Below are 17,978 nucleotides of genomic sequence, written 5' to 3'. Positions count from 1 at the left end.
CGCATTCGCAGCCGCCCGCCTCGCCCCGCGCTCGCTCTCCTCGCACGGCCGCATCAACACCCGTTCCGTCGCCATCGCAGCCGTTTTTCGGTCAATTCGTCGCGTTCCGGCGCCTTTTTCCACGCGTCGCGCGCTTTGACGGTATCCTATTCGCCAGCCGCGCCGGCCCTGCCCGCTGCCGGGCCGCGCCCGCCTCCGTCATCCAGCGAAAAACACAAGCCACGTGGGAGATCCTATGCACGTCAAGCTATTCGCCGCGGCCGCCGTGGCCGCGGCCCTTGCCGCTCCCGGCCTCGCCGCCGCCAAGCCGCTCACCGTCTGCACGGAATCGAGCCCGGACGGCTTCGACGTCGTGCAGTACAACTCGCTCGTCACGACCAACGCGTCGGCCGACGTGATCTTCAACACGCTCGTGTCCTACGACGAAGCCGCGAAGAAGGTCGTGCCCGCGCTCGCGGACAAATGGGAAGCGAGCGCCGACGGCCTCACGTACACGTTCCACCTGCGCCCGAACGTCGCGTTCCAGACCACCGACTACTTCAAGCCGGGCCGCCCGCTGAACGCGGACGACGTCGTGTTCACGTTCACGCGAATGCTCGACGATGCGAATCCGTGGCACAAGGTGGCCGGCGCGAGCGGTTTTCCGCATGCGCAGTCGATGGGCCTCGTGAAGCTCGTGAAATCGGTGACCAAGGTCGACGACAACACGGTGAAGTTCGTGCTGAACGAGCCGAACGCGACGTTCGTGCCGATCCTGACGATGGGCTTCGCGTCGATCTACTCGGCCGAGTACGCGGACCAGTTGCTCAAGGCCGGCAAGCAGGCCGACCTGAACGCGAAGCCGGTCGGCACCGGCCCGTTCGTGCTGAAGAGCTATACGAAGGACGCACTGATCCGCTACGACGTGAACCCGACCTACTGGGGTGCGAAGCCGAAGGTCGATCGATTGATCTACGCGATCGCGCCCGATGCATCGGTGCGCATGCAGAAGGTGAAGGCCGGCGAATGCCAGATCGCGCTGTCGCCGAAGCCGCAAGACGTGCTCGCCGCGAAGGGCGACAGCGCGCTGAAGGTCGTGCAGACGCCCGCGTTCATGACCGCGTTCGTCGCGCTGAACACGCAGAAGAAGCCGCTCGACAACGACAAGGTGCGCGAGGCGCTGAATCTCGCGTTCGACCGCGCGACCTACCTGAAGGTCGTGTTCGACAACACCGCGACGGCCGCGAACAATCCGTATCCGCCGAACACGTGGAGCTACGCGAAGGACATCGCGCCGTATGCGTACGATCCCGCGAAGGCGAAGCAGTTGCTCGCGCAGGCCGGCTTCCCGAACGGCTTCTCGACGACGATCTGGACGCGCCCGACCGGCAGCGTGCTGAACCCGAACCCGAAAGCCGGCGCCGAGCTGCTGCAAGCCGACCTCGCGAAGATCGGCGTGAAAGCGGAAGTGAAAGTGATCGAATGGGGCGAACTGATCAAGCAGGCGAAGCTCGGCCAGCATGACATGCTGTTCATGGGCTGGGCCGGCGACAACGGCGATCCGGACAACTACCTGTCGCCGCTGTTCAGCTGCAACGCGGTGAAGTCGGGCATCAACTTCGCGCGCTTCTGCGATGCGCAGCTCGACAAGCTGATCGCCGACGGCAAGTCGACCGCCGACCAGGCCAAGCGCGCGAAGCTCTATGAAAGCGCGCAGAAGATCATCCACGACCAGGCGCTGTGGATCCCGCTCGGCTACCCGACCGCGGCCGCGCTGACGCGCACAAACGTGAGCGGCTATCACGTGAGTCCGTTCGGACGGCAGAACTTCGCGACGGTCGCGGTGCAGTAACCTCGCATGGCGCGCAAGCGACGGCGCACATGCCGCTCGCTTGCGGCCCGCGCGCCGCGCTTGCTACACTGCGCGCTCATTCCTCATACCGGACGCCAGCCAAAGTGAACAACTAAGCCTTCCCGAAATGTTTTCGCCGCCCGTGCCACGCACGCCGCGCGCGAAGGTCTTCACGCATTTTTGGAGGTGCTTATGGCTGCAGCCACGCCCACCGGCGCGCTCGTCGCGCTTCATCACGTTTCTTTCCGCTTCGACGACGGCGTCACGCTGTTCGATTCGCTCGAACTGACCATCGATCGCACGCCGACCGGCATCGTCGGCCGCAACGGCGTCGGCAAGAGCGTGCTCGCGCAACTGATCGCGGGCCGCCGCGCGCCGAGTGCGGGGACGGTCGAGCGACATGCGCAGGTCGTCTACGTCGCGCAGCAGCACGACCACGACGCCACGGCCGCCCCGCGATCCGTCGCGCAGATCGCCGCGCTCGATGCGCCGCTCGGCGCGCTCGCGCGTCTCGCGGACGGCCACGCGGGGCCGCACGACTTCGACCTGATCGGCGATCGCTGGGATCTCGCGGAGCGGCTGCGCGCGGCGCTCGACGCGGCCGGCCTGCACGATGTCCGCGCCGACACGCCCGCGCACACGTTGAGCGGCGGCCAGCTCGCGCGCGTCGCGCTGATCGGCGCGCTGCTGTCCGGCGCCGGCCTGCTCGTGCTCGACGAACCGACCAATCATCTCGACGCACCGGGCCGCGCGTGGCTGCGCACGGCGCTCGACGGCTGGCGCGGCGGCGTGGTCATCGTGAGCCACGACCGTGCGCTGCTCGCCGGCGTGCAGCGCATCGTCGAGCTGACGCCGCACGGCGCGCGCTCGTACGGCGGCAACTACGCGCTCTACCGTGCGCAGCGCGACGCGCAACAGGAAGCCGCGCACGCGGCGCTCGACCATGTGCGCACCGAGCGCGAGCGCGTGCGGCGCAGGCTCGAACAGGAACACGACACGATCCAGCGCCATGCGGCCGCGTCGCTGCGCGACGCGAAGGCGGCCAACCTGTCGTCGATGGCGCGCCAGCGCCGCAAGGGCGCCGCGCGCGCCATCATGGGGACGGTCCGGCGTCATCAGAGCGACTTCAAGGCGACGCTCGACACGCGCGTGCAGGAAGCGGCAGCGCGCGTCGAAACCGACGCGCCCGTACTGGTGTCGCTGCCGGGCACGGAGGTCAGCGCGCGCCGCCAGCTGTTCACGCTCGAACGCGCGCAACTGCCGTGGCGCGTCGCGGGCGACACCGACGCGATCACGTGGTCGGCCAGCGGCGCCGTGCGCATCGCGCTGACGGGCCCGAACGGCTGCGGCAAGTCGACGTTGCTGAGGATGCTCGCGGGCGAGCTGGCGCCGCGCTCAGGCACTTGCACGACGCACGTGAGCGCCGCGTATCTCGACCAGCGGCTCGCACTGCTCGACCCGGAGCGCTCGATCGTCGAGCAACTCGGGCTGCTCGATACGCCGCTCGCCGAAGGCGACCTGCGCAGCCGTCTCGCGCTGCTGCAGCTCGACGCGACACGTGCGACGCAACCGGCGCGGCAACTGAGCGGCGGCGAACGGTTGAAGGCCGCGCTCGCGTGCGCGTTGTGGCGCGGCACGCCCGCGCAACTGCTGCTGCTCGACGAGCCGACCAATCACCTCGATCTCGAATCGGTGCGTGCGATCGAAGCCGCGCTGGCGGGTTTCCCGGGCGCGCTCGTGGTCGCGTCGCACGACGCAGCGTTTCTCGCGGCGCTCGAACCGACGCACACGATGCAGTGGCATCCCGACGGATGGCGTTACGAACCCGTCGCGTAACGATGACGAAGCGCGCTCAGCTGGCGGCGCGGAACCGCAGCACGCCGTCGTCACCCTGCTCGCGCACGAGTTCGCCCGCGAGCCACAGCAGGTTCAGATGCGCGAGCGCTTCGCCGAGCGCGAACGTCATCTGGTGGATGTCGAGCTCCCGGCGGCGGAACATGATCGGCACGATGTCGGCCGCGCTCATCGACTTTTCCGCGCACGCGACGCGCACTTCGGCCAGGCGCGCATCGTGGTGTTCGCGCAGTTGCGCGATGCGCGTGCGCACGCCGCGGAACGGCTTGCCGTGCGACGGCAGCACGAGCGTGTCGGGCGACATCGTCTCGTAGCGGCCGAGCGATTCCAGGTACAGCGCGAGCGGGTTCGCTTCGGGCTCGAGGTCGAACACCGACACGTTCGTCGAGATGCGCGGCAGCACCATGTCGCCGGAAATCAGCACGCCGTCGGCTTCGCTGTGAAGCGCGCAATGTTCGGGCGAATGGCCGTAGCCGGTGACGACGCGCCACGTGCGCGCGCCGATCGTCACCGCGTCGCCTTCGCGCAGGCGCCGGTAGCGCGGCGGTACGGCCGGCACCAGATCCGAGTAGTAGCTGCGGCGGTTGCGCAGCTTGTCGAGCGCGGCCGGATCGGTCAGGCCGTGGCGCGCGAAGTGATCGGCGGCGGCCGCGCCGCCCGCATTCGACCCGTTGCCGGCCGCCATCAGGCAGCCGAACAGGTATTCGCCGAGCGTCATCCACAGCCGCACGTTCCAGCGGCCCTTGTCGCCGCCTTCGCACAGCCAGTTCGCGAGGCCGAAGTGATCGGGGTGGCAGTGCGTGACGAGCACGCGCAGCACGGGCAGGCCGTCGAGCTGCGTGTCGAAGATCTGCTCCCAGTGCGTGCGGATCGCGTCCGATGCGATCCCGCAATCGACGACCGTCCAGCCGGCCTGCCCGTCGATCTCGTCGCGCAGCAGCCAGAGATTGATGTGATCGAGCGAGAACGGCAGCGGCATGCGCAGCCAGCGCACGCCGGGCGCGACCTCGAACGTGTCGCCCGCGGCGGGCAGCGTATCGGCGAAGGGGTAGTCGAGTTGGTGTTCCAGGGCGTTCATCGGTGGGGCGTCTCGTCGTTATCGGTGCGAAGGCGCGCCGGCGGCAGGGTGCGGCGGGCGGTGCGTCGATTCTATCGCCGTCGCGCGAAACACGTGCCCGGCCCCCGCCGGCGCGCCGAAAAAAGTTCGTGTCAGAATCGGTTCCGTACCCGTATCTTTACGCGAAGATGCGTCGAACGGCGCCCAACGGCGATCAACACGCCGATTGACGACCATTCGCGCATCACCGCGAAAGTCATTGAAACGCCGACTTGGGCGCTAAAATGGCGAGTGCTTACAGCCCCTTGAACGAGCCTGCACGCGATGAATCACTTCCCCAAACTGCTGTCGTCGCAGATCGGTTTCGACGTCGCGCAGACGATGCTCGAATACTTCGATCGCCATTACCGGATCTTCCGCGAAGCGGCGGTCGATGCGAAGACGCTGTTCGAGCGCGGCGACTGGCACGGGCTGCAGCGGCTCGCGCGCGAGCGGATCACGTCGTACGACGATCGCGTGAAGGAATGCGTCGAGGTGCTGGAAGACGAATACGACGCGGAGAACATCGACGACGAAGTCTGGCAGCAGATCAAGCTGCACTACATCGGCCTGCTCACGTCGCACCGCCAGCCCGAGTGCGCGGAAACCTTCTTCAATTCGGTGTGCTGCAAGATCCTGCACCGCTCGTATTTCAGCAACGATTTCATCTTCGTGCGCCCGGCGATCTCGACCGAGTATCTGGAGAACGACGAGCCGGCCGCGAAACCGACGTATCGCGCGTACTATCCGGGCACCGACGGGCTCGCGGTCACGCTCGAGCGCATCGTCACGAACTTCCAGCTCGAGCCGGCGTTCGAGGATCTCACGCGCGACATCGGCTGCGTGATGCAGGCGATCGACGATGAATTCGGCCACTTCGACGAAGCGCCGAATTTCCAGATCCACGTGCTGTCGTCGCTGTTCTTCCGCAACAAGAGCGCGTACATCGTCGGCCGCATCATCAACGCCGACCGCGTGCTGCCGTTCGCGGTGCCGATCCGCCACGTGCGCCCGGGCGTGCTCGCGCTCGATACCGTGCTGCTGCGCCGCGAGCAGCTGCAGATCATCTTCAGCTTCTCGCATTCGTACTTCCTCGTCGACATGGGCGTGCCGTCCGCGTACGTGGAGTTCCTCTGCACGATCATGCCGGGCAAGCCGAAGGCCGAGATCTACACGTCGGTCGGCCTGCAGAAGCAGGGCAAGAACCTGTTCTACCGCGACTTGCTGCACCATCTGTCGCATTCGAGCGACCGCTTCATCATCGCGCCCGGGATCAAGGGCCTCGTGATGCTCGTGTTCACGCTGCCGTCGTTCCCGTACGTGTTCAAGATCATCAAGGATCAATTCCCGCCGCCGAAGGAAACGACGCGCGCGCAGATCATGGAGAAGTACCAGCTCGTGAAGCGTCACGACCGCCTCGGGCGAATGGCCGACACGCTCGAGTATTCGAGCGTCGCGCTGCCGCTCGCGCGGCTCGATCATGCGCTCGTGCGCGAACTCGAGAAGGAAGTGCCGTCGCTGCTCGAATACGAGGACGACAAGCTCGTGATCAAGCACCTGTACATCGAGCGCCGGATGACGCCGCTGAACCTGTACCTGCAGAACGGCAGCGACGCGGACGTCGAGCACGGCGTGAAGGAATACGGCAACGCGGTGAAGGAGCTGATGAAGGCGAACATCTTCCCCGGCGACATGCTGTACAAGAACTTCGGCGTCACGCGCCACGGCCGCGTCGTGTTCTACGACTACGACGAGATCGAGTACCTGACCGACTGCAACGTGCGGCGCGTGCCGCCGCCGCGCAACGAGGAAGACGAGCTGTCCGGCGAACCGTGGTATACCGTCGGCCCGCACGACATCTTTCCAGAGACCTACGGGCCGTTCCTGCTCGGCGACCCGCGCGTGCGCAGCGTCTTCATGAAGCATCACGCGGACTTTTTCGATCCGGCGCTGTGGCAGGCGAGCAAGGACAAGCTGATGCAGGGCGAATTGCCCGATTTTTATCCGTACGATGCGGCCCTGCGCTTTAGCGTACGCTACCCTGCGCGCTTCGGCGCGACGGGCCTCGACGACGGCGCGGGCGACGCGCAGCGCGCCGCCTGACGCCGGCAACACCGAATCCGATATCGACCGATTTCCGCCAACGGAAGCCACACCGATGACTACCCAAGACAATCCGCTTTCACATCTGTTCGACAACAACGATGCCTGGGTCAAGCGCCAGCTCGCCGACGATCCCGATTTCTTCGCACGACTCGCCGACCAGCAGGCGCCGGAATATCTGTGGATCGGCTGCTCGGATTCGCGCGTGCCGGCGAACCAGATCATCGGCCTGCCGCCGGGCGAAGTGTTCGTGCACCGCAACATCGCGAACGTGGTCGTGCACAGCGACCTGAACTGCCTGTCGGTGATCCAGTTCGCGGTCGACATCCTGCGCGTCAAGCACATCATGGTCGTCGGCCACTACGGCTGCTCGGGCGTGAACGCGGCGCTGCACAACCGCCGTGTCGGCCTCGCGGACAACTGGCTGCATCACGTGCAGGACGTACGCGAGCGCCATGCGGCGCTGCTCGACGAATGGCCGGTCGGCGAAGCGCGTTACCGTCGCCTGATCGAGCTGAATGCGATCGAACAGGTCGTCAACGTGTGCCGCACGACGATCGTCAACGACGCGTGGGCGCGCGGCCAGTCGCTCACCGTGCACGGGCTCGTGTACGGCGTGCACGACGGCCGGATGCGCAACCTCGGGATGGCCGTGTCGAACTTCGACGCGCTCGACTCGACTTACCGGCGCTGCGTGGCCGCGCTCACCGCCGGCGGCGAGCATGCGCCGGACAACGACATGGTCGCGGCGGACGCCGCCCGGCTCGAAAGCGTCGCGCAGGCGGTCGCCGCGACGCTCAAGCCGTGCGACGACGCGCAGCAGTAACGCGCCAGCCGCCGGACGGCGGCTGCGACGCGGCCGCGGCACGCGTCGAACGCATCTGACAACGGCACTGCCTCGGTGGCGCCACCGCAAGGAGCGACAGGCATGAAAACCGTATTGATCGTCGGCGCATCGCGCGGCCTCGGCCGCGAATTCGTCCGGCAATACCGGCGCGACGGCTGGAACGTGATCGCCACCGCGCGCGACGCGGCGTCGCTCGATGCGCTGCGCGCGCTCGGCGCGCAGCCGCATGCGCTCGACATCGCGCAGCCCGAGCAGATCGCGGCGCTCGGCTGGAAGCTCGACGGCGAGCGGCTCGATGCGGCCGTGCTCGTGTCCGGCGTGTACGGGCCGCGCACCGAGGGCGTCGAGACGATCACCGCCGAGGATTTCGACGCGGTGATGCACACGAACGTGCGCGGGCCGATGCAGTTGCTGCCGATCCTGCTGCCGCTCGTCGAGGACGCGCGCGGCGTGCTGGCCGTCGTGTCGAGCCGGATGGGCAGCATCGCCGAGGCGACCGGCACGACCGGCTGGCTGTACCGCGCGAGCAAGGCCGCGCTGAACGACGCGCTGCGCATCGCGTCGCTGCAGACGCGCCATGCCGCGTGCATTTCGCTGCATCCCGGCTGGGTGCGCACCGACATGGGCGGCGCGCAGGCCGCGATCGACCCGGAAACGAGCGTGACCGGCATGCGTCGCGTGATCGCCGAATCGGGTTCGGACGTGTCCCAGGCGAACGGCCGGTTCTTCCAGTACGACGGCGTCGAGCTGAGCTGGTGAGCCGCATCGGCAACCGATCGTTGTTAATTCACATTTCGCATGATTTTGAACCGACCTGACGCGTGCCCGTGCGGCGGCGCGTCTCCCGCGCCCGCCGGCAAAGCCCCGACGCCGCGCTACGCGGCCTGCTGCGCCCGTTTCATCGACGGCGGCGAGGCCGCCGCGACCGCACTCGAATTGATGCGTTCGCGGTATAGCGCGTACGTGCTCGGCGCGACCGATTACCTGCGCGCGACGTGGGCCGCGCGCACCTGCCCGCCCGATCTCGACGCCGACCCTGAAGCACCGGACGCGCCGCGCTGGCTCGGCCTCGCGGTCAAACGCCACGTGCCGCTCGACGAGCGGCACGCGGAGGTCGAATTCGTGGCGCGCTACAAGGTTGGCGGGCGCGCTTACCGGCTCCACGAGACGAGTCGTTTCGAGCGCGACGAACACGGTTTCTGGCGCTATGTCGACGGCGAAGTAAGTGAACGCTGACAAATAGTTGCCATGTCAGACGCCGGGTAATTCCCGCATTGCACAACCTGATTTTGTCGGGCTACGATGGCCTCGAATTGGTCATGTTGCGTGGCAGGGCTTACGGATGGCGTTCAGCAAGGTATTGGTGGGATGGATGGCGGCCTGTACGCTGTCGGCCGCTCAGGCCGGTACGCTGCCGGGCGCCGCTACGGGGGCGGGCGCCAGCGGATCGCTCGCGCACGCCGAGCGCTTCGACTACGCCGACGCGAACCTGCCGCAGGTCGCCGCCGACCTCAACGAACAGATCCTGCGCATTCCGGCCGATGCTTCGGGCGCCGTCACGCTCGAGGCGACGCTCTTCAAGCCGAACGGCCCCGGCCCGTTCCCGCTCGTCGTCTTCAACCACGGTAAAAATACCGGCGATCTCCATCTGCAGCCGCGCAGCCGGCCGCTCGCGTTCGCGCGCGAATTCGTGCGGCGCGGCTATGCGGTGATCGCGCCGAATCGCCAGGGCTTCGCCGGTTCGGACGGCACGTACCGGCAGGAAGGCTGCAACGTCGGCAAGAACGGGCTCGCGCAGGCCGCCGACGTCGACGCGACGGTGCGCTACATGTCGCGCCAGCCGTACGTCGATGCGTCGCGCATCGTCGTCGCCGGCACGTCGCATGGCGGGCTCGTGTCGGTCGCATACGGCACCGAAGCGGCAGCCGGCGTACGCGGCATCATCAACTTCTCCGGCGGGCTGCGCCAGGACCTGTGCGACGGCTGGCAGCGCAATCTCGTCGATGCGTTCGACCAGTATGGCGCGCATACGGCCGTGCGGTCGCTGTGGCTGTACGGCGACAACGATTCGGTATGGACGCCCGCGCTCGTCGCCCAGATGCACGATGCGTACGTGTCGCACGGCACGCAAGCCCGCTTCATCGATTTCGGCCGCTACAAGGACGACGCGCACCGGCTGATCGTCGATCGCGACGGCGTGCCCGTCTGGTGGCCGGCCGTGAACGCATTCCTCGCCGAACTGAACCTGCCGACCGCGGTGCGCTATGCGGTCGCGAACCCGCACGAGCCGAAGGCCAGCGGCTATGCGTCGATCGACGCGGTCAACGCGGTGCCGTACGTCGACGAAGCCGGCCGCGAAGGCTATCGCCGCTTCCTGAACCAGCATCCGAGCCGCGCATTCGCGGTGTCGTCGGAAGGCGCGTGGTCGTGGGCCGAAGGCGGCGACGACCCGATGGCGCTCGCGCTCGACAACTGCGCGAAGCAGGGCGCGGGCGCGTGCCGGCTGTACGCGGTCAACGACCGCGTCGTGTGGAACGTCAGCCCGACGCAGACGGCCGACAACGGCGACGATCACATCCGCGACACCGATACGCGCGCGCTGGCTTCGCGCTGACGCGCGGCTGTCGTTCTTCCCGCCTCGCACGCCCCGTCCTTTCAGGTCATCGCGGCACGCTCCCGCCTGCTCGTCAAATCGAGCACTCACCGCGTAATGCTCGTTTTTACGCGCAATCGGCTTGAATTCGAGCTGGCATGATCTATCATGATCGTTATTTCGATCATAATCGACTTAACGATCGATTTTACGAGCATGAAGGTCAATCAAGCTGCGGCCGCCAGCCCCACCGTTCTCGCGGAAGCCGCGCGTGTCGGAGAAGCGCTCGCCCGTCTGCGCATCTCGCGGCGCATCCAGCAGAGCGAGGCGGCCACCCGGGCCGGGCTTTCACGCAATACCGCCTATCGCATCGAGAAAGGCGATCCTGGCGTCGCGCTGGGACAGTGGCTGCGGTATCTCGACGCGATTGCACCGGAAACGACCCTGCTGGAACTGCTCTCCGGAACAGACCCGTCGCTCAAGGCACAGGCGGCCCGCGAACGCAGTCGACGCGTACGATCTCTCACGGACAACGAACTCAAGGATCTTGATTTCTGATGGTCGCCGTCGTCAAAAGACTCGCCGTGTTTGCCTATCTCGACGATGACTGGGCACCCGCGGGGCTGCTTCAAATGACCGAAGACGGTGCGGATCTACAGGCATCGAGCTTCGCGTACGGGTTGCGCTATATCGATCGGCCCAACGCCATCGAAATCGACCCGGTGAGCCTGAGTCTGGCGAGAAAGAACGAGACACGCGGCAAGATGAACTTCCCGGCGGGCGGGTTGACGCAGTTCGGCGGGATTCGCGACGCCGCGCCCGATGCATGGGGACGGCGTGTCATCGAAGCCAAACTCAAAGTCCGGGCCAACACACTGCCCGAATCCACCTATCTCCTCCACGCGGGCAGTCAGCGGATTGGTGCGCTCGATATCCGGGCGAATCTGGACACCCCTCCAGGCCCGCAAGCCGGCAAGGGCCTGCACAGGCTCGAATATCTGATCGATTCGGCAGCGCGCATCGAGGAAGGCGAGCCCGTGCCGGCCGAACTCGAAGCCATCTTCGTACAGGGCAGCGGTCTCGGCGGCGCCCGGCCAAAGGCTACGGTGCGGGACGAAAACGGCGTGCTTTGGCTGGCCAAATTCCCGAGTCGTAGCGACCGGCTGAACGTGACGGTCATCGAAGAGGCCACGCTTCGTCTTGCGGCCCGGTGCGGCATTCGGGTCCCACCTACCCGCATCGTCGACGTCGGCGGCCGACAAGTCATGTTGATCCGCCGATTCGACCGGTACTGGACTCACCCCGAATTCGACGCCCTTCGAGGGGACGACGCGCTCTATCTGCCTCCCCGTGCCGGGGCAACCGAGCGAAGAGTGCCCTTCGCGAGCGCATTGACGCTGGTCGGCTGTTCCGAGATGGAATCGATGGAGAAAAGTTATCAGGACGTGGCTCACGCGATCCGGCAGCACGGGCACGTGGACGCAATTCGAGCCGACAACCGGGAACTGTTCAAGCGGATGGTCTTTAACATCCTCGTGAGCAACGACGATGACCATTTGCGCAACCACGGATTCATTCGCGACCCGCGTCTCCCCGGCTGGCGTCTCAGCCCGTTATACGATGTTCTGCCCCGGCCGAGCACTGCACACGAGCGCTATCTCCACCTCGGCATCGGCCCGCAGGGGCGGCTCGCCACCCTGGATAACGCGTTCAATGCCCGGGATGCATTCGGCCTTTCGAAATCGGACGCCGGACTCGCGATTGCTGAAGTCTGGCAACCGACACGCGAATGGAAGACGTGTTTCGAAGAGCATGGCGTGCCTGACAAGGAAGTCGACAAGATTGCGCCGGCGTTCCGTCACATCGACCACGTGGCCGACGCGGCACTTCGCAAAGCATTGCCCTGAACCTGCCCGCTCGATTTCGCTCAGTGGTCCGGCATTGCACCACCCGGTCGATCGACCCTGCGCGCAGCAAGTTCGCCCCTTGTCGCCGCCAACACCGCACCATCATCCTTCCCCATATTTTGCTGCCCGGCCGCCCCGCCCCGCGATTTTTTTCTGTCGGGGGGTGTCACTCGACCGTCGTCATCTGCGTGCATTTCGGCCGATCCGCCGCGTTCCGTTCCGAGCACCCCCGAACTGCGCCGAACTCCCGCCCAGCAAGGCTGTGCGGCGTTTGTAACCGCTAGTGCAACGTCCGGCGGAACACGCTAATCTCTGCGCGTTTCGTATCCCGCCGCGCGGCGCCCGTCGATACCGCGCGGCCGTTTTACCCCCGGAGTCGCCTTGAGTACGCCAGCCACCGACGACTGGGTCGCGCGCAGCCTGCGCGCGGTCTGGCACCCCTGCACCCAGATGAAGCATCACGAGCGCCTGCCGCTCGTCCCCGTCGCGCGCGGCGCGGGCGTGTGGCTGGTCGACCGTGACGGCCGCCGCTACTTCGACGCGATCAGCTCGTGGTGGGTCAACCTGTTCGGCCATGCGAACCCGGACATCAACGCGGCGCTGAAGGACCAGCTCGACACGCTCGAGCACGCGATGCTCGCCGGCTGCACGCACGAACCGGCGATCGAGCTCGCCGAACGGCTGCACGCGCTGACCGCCCGCACGCTCGGCCATGCGTTCTTCGCGTCGGACGGCGCGTCGGCCGTCGAGATCGCGCTGAAGATGAGCTTCCACGCGTGGCGCAACCGCGGCCGCGCGAACAAGCAGGAATTCGTCTGCGTCGCGAACAGCTATCACGGCGAGACGATCGGCGCGCTCGGCGTGACCGACGTCGCGCTGTTCAAGGATGCGTACGACCCACTGATCCGCCACGCTCACGTGGTCGCGTCGCCCGATGCGCGCGGCGCGCTGCCGGGCGAGACGGCCGCCGACGTCGCGGGCCGCGCGCTCGTGGACGTGCGGCGCCTGTTCGTCGAACGCGGCGACCGGATCGCCGCGCTGATCGTCGAGCCGCTCGTGCAATGCGCGGCCGGCATGGCCATGCACGATCCGTCGTACGTGCGCGGGCTGCGCGCACTGTGCGACGAATTCGGCGTGCACCTGATCGCCGACGAGATCGCGGTGGGCTGCGGCCGCACGGGCACCTTCTTCGCGTGCGAACAGGCGGGCGTCTGGCCCGATTTCATGTGTCTGTCGAAAGGGATCAGCGGCGGCTACCTGCCGCTGTCGCTGGTGCTCACGCGCGACGACGTGTTCGCGGCGTTCTACGACGACGACACGACGCGCGGCTTCCTGCACTCGCATTCGTACACGGGCAACCCGCTCGCGTGCCGCGCGGCGCTCGCGACGCTCGACCTGTTCGCGCGCGACGACGTGCTCGCGAGCAACGCCCGCAAATCGGCGACGCTGCGCGCGGCGCTCGCACCGCTGGGCGCCCATCCGCACGTACGCCACCTGCGCGAGCGCGGCACGCTGTTCGCGTTCGACGTCGCGCTCGACGGCGACGCGGCGCGTGGCTTCTCGCGGCGCTTCTTCGAGCGCGCGCTCGAACGTGAACTGCTGCTGCGCCCGATCGGCACGACCGTGTACCTGATGCCGCCGTACGTGATGAGCGACGACGACATCGCGTGGCTCGCGCGGCGCACGCGCGACACGCTCGACGCCACGCTGGAGGATCTCGGCCGATGAGCCTGCTCGACACCCTGCAACGCGGCCTCGCCGACCTCGACGCGCAAGGGCTGCGCCGCGTGCGCCGCATCGCCGACACCGCGTGCGACGCGCGCATGACCGTGAACGGCCGCGAGATCGTCGGCTTCGCGAGCAACGACTACCTCGGCCTCGCCGCGCATCCGGCGCTCGTCGCCGCGTTCGCGGAAGGCGCGCAGCGCTACGGCTCCGGCAGCGGCGGCTCGCACCTGCTCGGCGGGCATTCGCGCGCGCACGCCCGGCTCGAGGACGAACTCGCGGGCTTCGCGGGCGGCTTCTCCGACGCGCCGCGCGCGCTGTACTTCAGCACCGGCTACATGGCGAACCTCGCGGCGATGACCGCGCTCGCCGGCAAGAGCGCGACGATCTTCTCCGACGCGCTGAACCATGCGTCGCTGATCGACGGCATGCGGCTGTCGCGCGCGAACGTGCAGGTCTATCCGCACGCCGATACCGCCGCGCTCGCCGCGCTGCTCGACGCATCGGATGCGGAAACGAAGCTGATCGTCAGCGACACCGTGTTCAGCATGGACGGCGACATTGCGCCGCTCGCCGAACTCGTCGCGCTGGCGGAACGCCACGGCGCGTGGCTCGTCGTCGACGACGCGCACGGCTTCGGCGTGCTCGGCCCGCAGGGTCGCGGCGCGCTCGCGGCCGCCGCGCTGCGTTCGCCGCATCTCGTGTACGTCGGCACGCTCGGCAAGGCGGCCGGCGTCGCCGGCGCGTTCGTGATCGCGCACGAAACCGTGATCGAATGGCTGATCCAGCGCGCGCGCAGCTACATCTTCACGACGGCCGCGCCGCCGGCCGTCGCGCACGCGGTATCGGCGAGCCTGAAGGTGATCGCGGGCGACGAAGGCGACGCGCGCCGCGCGCACCTCGCCGCGCTGATCGAACGCACGCGCGCGCTGCTGCGCAACACGCGCTGGCAGCCGGTCGATTCGCACACGGCCGTGCAGCCGCTCGTGATCGGCAGCAACGACGCGACGCTCGCCGCGATGCGCGCGCTCGACGCGCACGGCCTGTGGGTGCCCGCGATCCGGCCGCCGACGGTGCCGGCCGGCACGTCGCGGCTGCGCGTGTCGCTGTCGGCCGCGCATTCGTTCGACGATCTCGCCAGGCTCGAAGCCGCGTTGATCCAGGCCAGCGAGGAGGCCGCAGCATGACCGCCCCGCTCTCCGTCTTCGTGACCGGCACCGACACCGAAATCGGCAAGACCTTCGTGTCGGCCGCGATGCTGCACGGCTTCGCGCGGCACGGCCTGCGCGCGGCCGCGCTGAAGCCGGTCGCGGCCGGCGCGTACGAACGCGACGGCGTGTGGCGCAACGAGGACGCCGACCAGCTCGACGCCGCCGCGAACGTCGTGCTGCCGCCCGAGCTGCGCACGCCGTTCCTGCTGAAAGCGCCGGCCGCGCCGCATATCGTCGCCGCGCGCGAAGGCGTGACGCTCGACCTCGACACGATCGTCGCGTGCCATCGCGAAGCGCTGACGCGCGCGGACGTGGTCGTCGTCGAAGGCGTCGGCGGCTTTCGCGTGCCGCTGAATGACACGCAGGACACCGCCGATCTCGCGGTCGCGCTCGGCCTGCCCGTCGTGCTCGTCGTCGGCGTCCGGCTCGGCTGCATCAGCCACGCGCTGCTGACGGCCGATGCGATTCGCCAGCGCGGCCTCACGCTCGCGGGCTGGGTCGCGAACCACGTCGACCCGGCGATGTCGTTCGCCGACGAGAACGTCGCGACGATTGGCGACTGGCTCGCGCGCGAGCACCGCGCGCCGCTGATCGGCCGCATCGCGCACCTGACGCCGGCCGCCCCCGAATCCGCCGCGGCGATGCTCGACATCGCCGCGCTCGTCGAGTCGCTGCGCGCCGCGCGGCCTTGACCCAACCGATCCCCCAATCCCGCCCAGGACAGGAAAAAGAAATGACCCAAGCCCAGACCGCCGCCGTGCAACCCGACGCGATCCCCGTGGCCGCTCCGGCGCCGCAGCGCTGGCGCGTCGCCGACGTCGTCGCGCTGTTCGAGCTGCCGTTCAACGACCTGATGTTCCGCGCGCAGCAGGTGCATCGCGAGCACTTCGACGCGAACGCGGTGCAACTCTCGACGCTGCTGTCGATCAAGACGGGCGGCTGCGAGGAAGATTGCGGCTACTGCTCGCAGTCGTCGCATCACGACACGGGCCTGAAGGCCGAGAAGCTGATGGACGTCGACGCGGTGCTCGACGCCGCGCGCGCGGCGAAGGCGAACGGCGCGAGCCGCTTCTGCATGGGCGCCGCGTGGCGCAATCCGAAGGAGCGCCACATGCCGGCGCTGACCGAGATGGTGCGCGGCGTGAAGGAGCTCGGCCTCGAGACCTGCATGACGCTCGGCATGCTGGAAGACGAGCAGGCCCGGCAGCTCGCCGACGCGGGCCTCGACTACTACAACCACAACCTCGACACGTCGCCGGAGTTCTACGGCCAGGTGATCTCGACGCGCACGTACCAGGACCGCCTCGACACGCTCGACCGCGTGCGCGACGCCGGCATCAACGTGTGCTGCGGCGGCATCATCGGGATGGGCGAGTCGCGCCGCGAACGCGCGGGGCTGATCTCGCAGCTCGCGAATCTGAACCCGTATCCGGAATCGGTGCCGATCAACAACCTCGTCGCGATCGAAGGCACGCCGCTCGAAGGCACCGCGCCGCTCGACCCGTTCGAGTTCGTGCGCACGATCGCGGTCGCGCGCATCACGATGCCGAAGGCCGTCGTGCGCCTGTCGGCCGGCCGCGAGCAGCTCGACGACGCGATGCAGGCGATGTGCTTCCTCGCCGGCGCGAACTCGATGTTCTACGGCGACCAGTTGCTGACGACCAGCAATCCGCAGACGCAGCGCGACCGCGCGCTGTTCGAGCGCCTCGGCATCCGCGCGAGCCAGGCCGACGCGCTGGCGGAACACGCGTAAGCGGTAGCGGCCGGCGCGCCGCGCCCGCCAACGAGAAAGCCGGGGCATGCCCCGGCTTTTTTCATCCGATCGTCTGCACCGGGTCGCTCCGCGTGTCTCGAATCGAGAGTTTTCTCGACGAGCCAACGCGCAGCTTCGGCGTGCGCATCACACGTGCGACGCCGCGCCGTCGAGCGCCGCGCGCACGCGCTCGACGCGCTGCCCGTCGACGGGTGCCAGCACCTCGCCGCGCGGCCGCACGCCCGAGCCGAAATGCACCGCGCGCACGCCGGTGGCGCGAACGAAATCGCCGACCGCATCGATCGTGAGCCCCGAACCGGCCAGCACCGTGCAGGTCGTGCCTGCCGCCTGCCGCACGAGCCGCGTGATCGTCGCGGCCGCGTCGAGCACCGACGGATGGCCGCCCGACGTCAGCACGGACGTGACGGCCGGCACGCGCAGCAGCGCATCGAACGCGGCGTTCAGGTCGCGCGCGACGTCGAACGCACGGTGGAACGTGAGCGGGCGCCCGTCCGCGGCGGCCGCGACGCGGGCCAGCGCGCCGAGATCGATGTCGCCGCGCGCGTCGAGCGCGCCGAACACGACGCCGTTCGCGCCGGCCGCGACGGCCGCACGCACGTCGCGCTCGATCGCGCGCATGTCGTCGGCGTCATAGACGAACGAGCGGCTGTGCGGACGCACGATCACGTTGACGGGAATCGGCACGGCGGCCACGACGGCCTCGATCAGGCCGACGCTGGGCGTCAGCCCGCCTTCGGTGATCGCGGTCACGAGTTCGAGGCGGTCGGCGCCCGCGCGGGCGGCGGTCCTTGCATCGCCGACGGTCGTGGCGATCACTTCGAGGAGGACGGAAGAAGCAGCGGGTCGGTTCATGGCGGCTCGCGAATCGTCAGGACAATTCGCGCATCCTAGCCGAGCCGCGTGACGGACGCCAGCGTGCCGGCGGCCGCGTACTTCCGCCGCGTATTTCAGCCGCGCCGCACGCGCCACACGCCGACGCGCGCGGACACCGCCGTCACCGCCGTGGCGGGCACGAACCGGAACGGCGCGGCCGCTCG

At 68.2% G+C, this 17,978-nt stretch carries 15 protein-coding genes; 13 read left to right on the top strand and 2 right to left on the bottom strand.

The window, feature by feature from the left end; translation table 11 throughout:
• Window positions 1-235 precede the first annotated feature (235 nt).
• Both QZM15_RS25260 and QZM15_RS25255 read left to right on the top strand, forming a co-directional pair.
• Window positions 236-1,831: an ABC transporter substrate-binding protein gene (locus QZM15_RS25260; RefSeq protein WP_302107473.1), complete on the top strand. Its 1,596-nt coding sequence runs from the start codon at window positions 236-238 to the stop codon at window positions 1,829-1,831.
• Between the two features lie 192 nt (window positions 1,832-2,023).
• The gene (locus tag QZM15_RS25255; RefSeq protein ID WP_302107472.1) at window positions 2,024-3,667 is read left to right on the top strand and encodes an ABC-F family ATP-binding cassette domain-containing protein; all 1,644 of its coding nucleotides are present in this window, start codon (window positions 2,024-2,026) and stop codon (window positions 3,665-3,667) included.
• A 16-nt stretch (window positions 3,668-3,683) separates the two neighbouring features.
• Here the strand turns inward: QZM15_RS25255 and QZM15_RS25250 are convergent, their stop codons facing one another.
• The gene (locus tag QZM15_RS25250) at window positions 3,684-4,763 is read right to left on the bottom strand and encodes an MBL fold metallo-hydrolase (RefSeq protein WP_302107471.1); all 1,080 of its coding nucleotides are present in this window, start codon (window positions 4,761-4,763) and stop codon (window positions 3,684-3,686) included.
• Between the two features lie 303 nt (window positions 4,764-5,066).
• Here QZM15_RS25250 and aceK point away from each other — a divergent pair, with 303 nt between their 5' ends.
• From aceK to bioB, 11 genes are all read left to right on the top strand, one after another.
• Window positions 5,067-6,884, top strand: coding sequence for a bifunctional isocitrate dehydrogenase kinase/phosphatase (aceK, locus tag QZM15_RS25245; protein ID WP_059641340.1), 1,818 nt, complete (start codon window positions 5,067-5,069; stop codon window positions 6,882-6,884).
• A gap of 55 nt (window positions 6,885-6,939) precedes the next feature.
• A complete protein-coding gene (gene can, locus QZM15_RS25240; protein ID WP_059585395.1) occupies window positions 6,940-7,710 on the top strand; it encodes a carbonate dehydratase in 771 nt (256 codons plus the stop codon).
• A gap of 102 nt (window positions 7,711-7,812) precedes the next feature.
• Window positions 7,813-8,490, top strand: coding sequence for an SDR family oxidoreductase (locus tag QZM15_RS25235; RefSeq protein WP_059585396.1), 678 nt, complete (start codon window positions 7,813-7,815; stop codon window positions 8,488-8,490).
• Between the two features lie 39 nt (window positions 8,491-8,529).
• Window positions 8,530-8,967 (top strand): YchJ family protein, encoded by a 438-nt coding sequence (locus QZM15_RS25230; protein ID WP_302107470.1) that lies wholly within the window; start codon window positions 8,530-8,532, stop codon window positions 8,965-8,967.
• 106 nt (window positions 8,968-9,073) lie between these two features.
• Complete coding sequence (locus QZM15_RS25225; protein WP_302107469.1) at window positions 9,074-10,345, top strand: dienelactone hydrolase family protein; 1,272 nt, start codon at window positions 9,074-9,076, stop codon at window positions 10,343-10,345.
• A gap of 147 nt (window positions 10,346-10,492) precedes the next feature.
• The gene (locus QZM15_RS25220) at window positions 10,493-10,882 is read left to right on the top strand and encodes a helix-turn-helix domain-containing protein (RefSeq protein ID WP_226290322.1); all 390 of its coding nucleotides are present in this window, start codon (window positions 10,493-10,495) and stop codon (window positions 10,880-10,882) included.
• Window positions 10,882-12,231, top strand: a complete 1,350-nt coding sequence (locus QZM15_RS25215; RefSeq protein WP_275906080.1) for a type II toxin-antitoxin system HipA family toxin — start codon at window positions 10,882-10,884, stop codon at window positions 12,229-12,231. The genes QZM15_RS25220 and QZM15_RS25215 overlap by 1 nt, the downstream gene beginning before the upstream one ends.
• Window positions 12,232-12,612: 381 nt before the next feature.
• On the top strand, window positions 12,613-13,959 hold the full coding sequence (gene bioA / locus QZM15_RS25210) for an adenosylmethionine--8-amino-7-oxononanoate transaminase (RefSeq protein ID WP_124659238.1): 1,347 nt from the start codon (window positions 12,613-12,615) through the stop codon (window positions 13,957-13,959).
• Window positions 13,956-15,143: an 8-amino-7-oxononanoate synthase gene (gene bioF, locus QZM15_RS25205; protein ID WP_302107468.1), complete on the top strand. Its 1,188-nt coding sequence runs from the start codon at window positions 13,956-13,958 to the stop codon at window positions 15,141-15,143. Before bioA ends, bioF begins: the two co-directional genes overlap by 4 nt.
• Window positions 15,140-15,859: a dethiobiotin synthase gene (gene bioD, locus QZM15_RS25200; RefSeq protein WP_059585402.1), complete on the top strand. Its 720-nt coding sequence runs from the start codon at window positions 15,140-15,142 to the stop codon at window positions 15,857-15,859. Before bioF ends, bioD begins: the two co-directional genes overlap by 4 nt.
• Before the next feature lie 41 nt (window positions 15,860-15,900).
• Entirely contained in the window at window positions 15,901-16,920 is a 1,020-nt protein-coding gene (gene bioB / locus QZM15_RS25195; RefSeq protein ID WP_059585403.1) for a biotin synthase BioB, read from the top strand.
• Window positions 16,921-17,067: 147 nt separating this feature from the next.
• Here bioB and QZM15_RS25190 read toward each other — a convergent pair whose 3' ends face one another.
• Window positions 17,068-17,793: a copper homeostasis protein CutC gene (locus QZM15_RS25190; RefSeq protein ID WP_059608800.1), complete on the bottom strand. Its 726-nt coding sequence runs from the start codon at window positions 17,791-17,793 to the stop codon at window positions 17,068-17,070.
• Window positions 17,794-17,978: the final 185 nt, after the last annotated feature.

This window comes from Burkholderia sp. AU44665 (genome assembly GCF_030504405.1).
Lineage (GTDB): Bacteria > Pseudomonadota > Gammaproteobacteria > Burkholderiales > Burkholderiaceae > Burkholderia > Burkholderia semiarida.
Note: the sequence above shows the minus strand (reverse complement) of the source record. Positions and strands in the feature narration are given on the sequence as shown.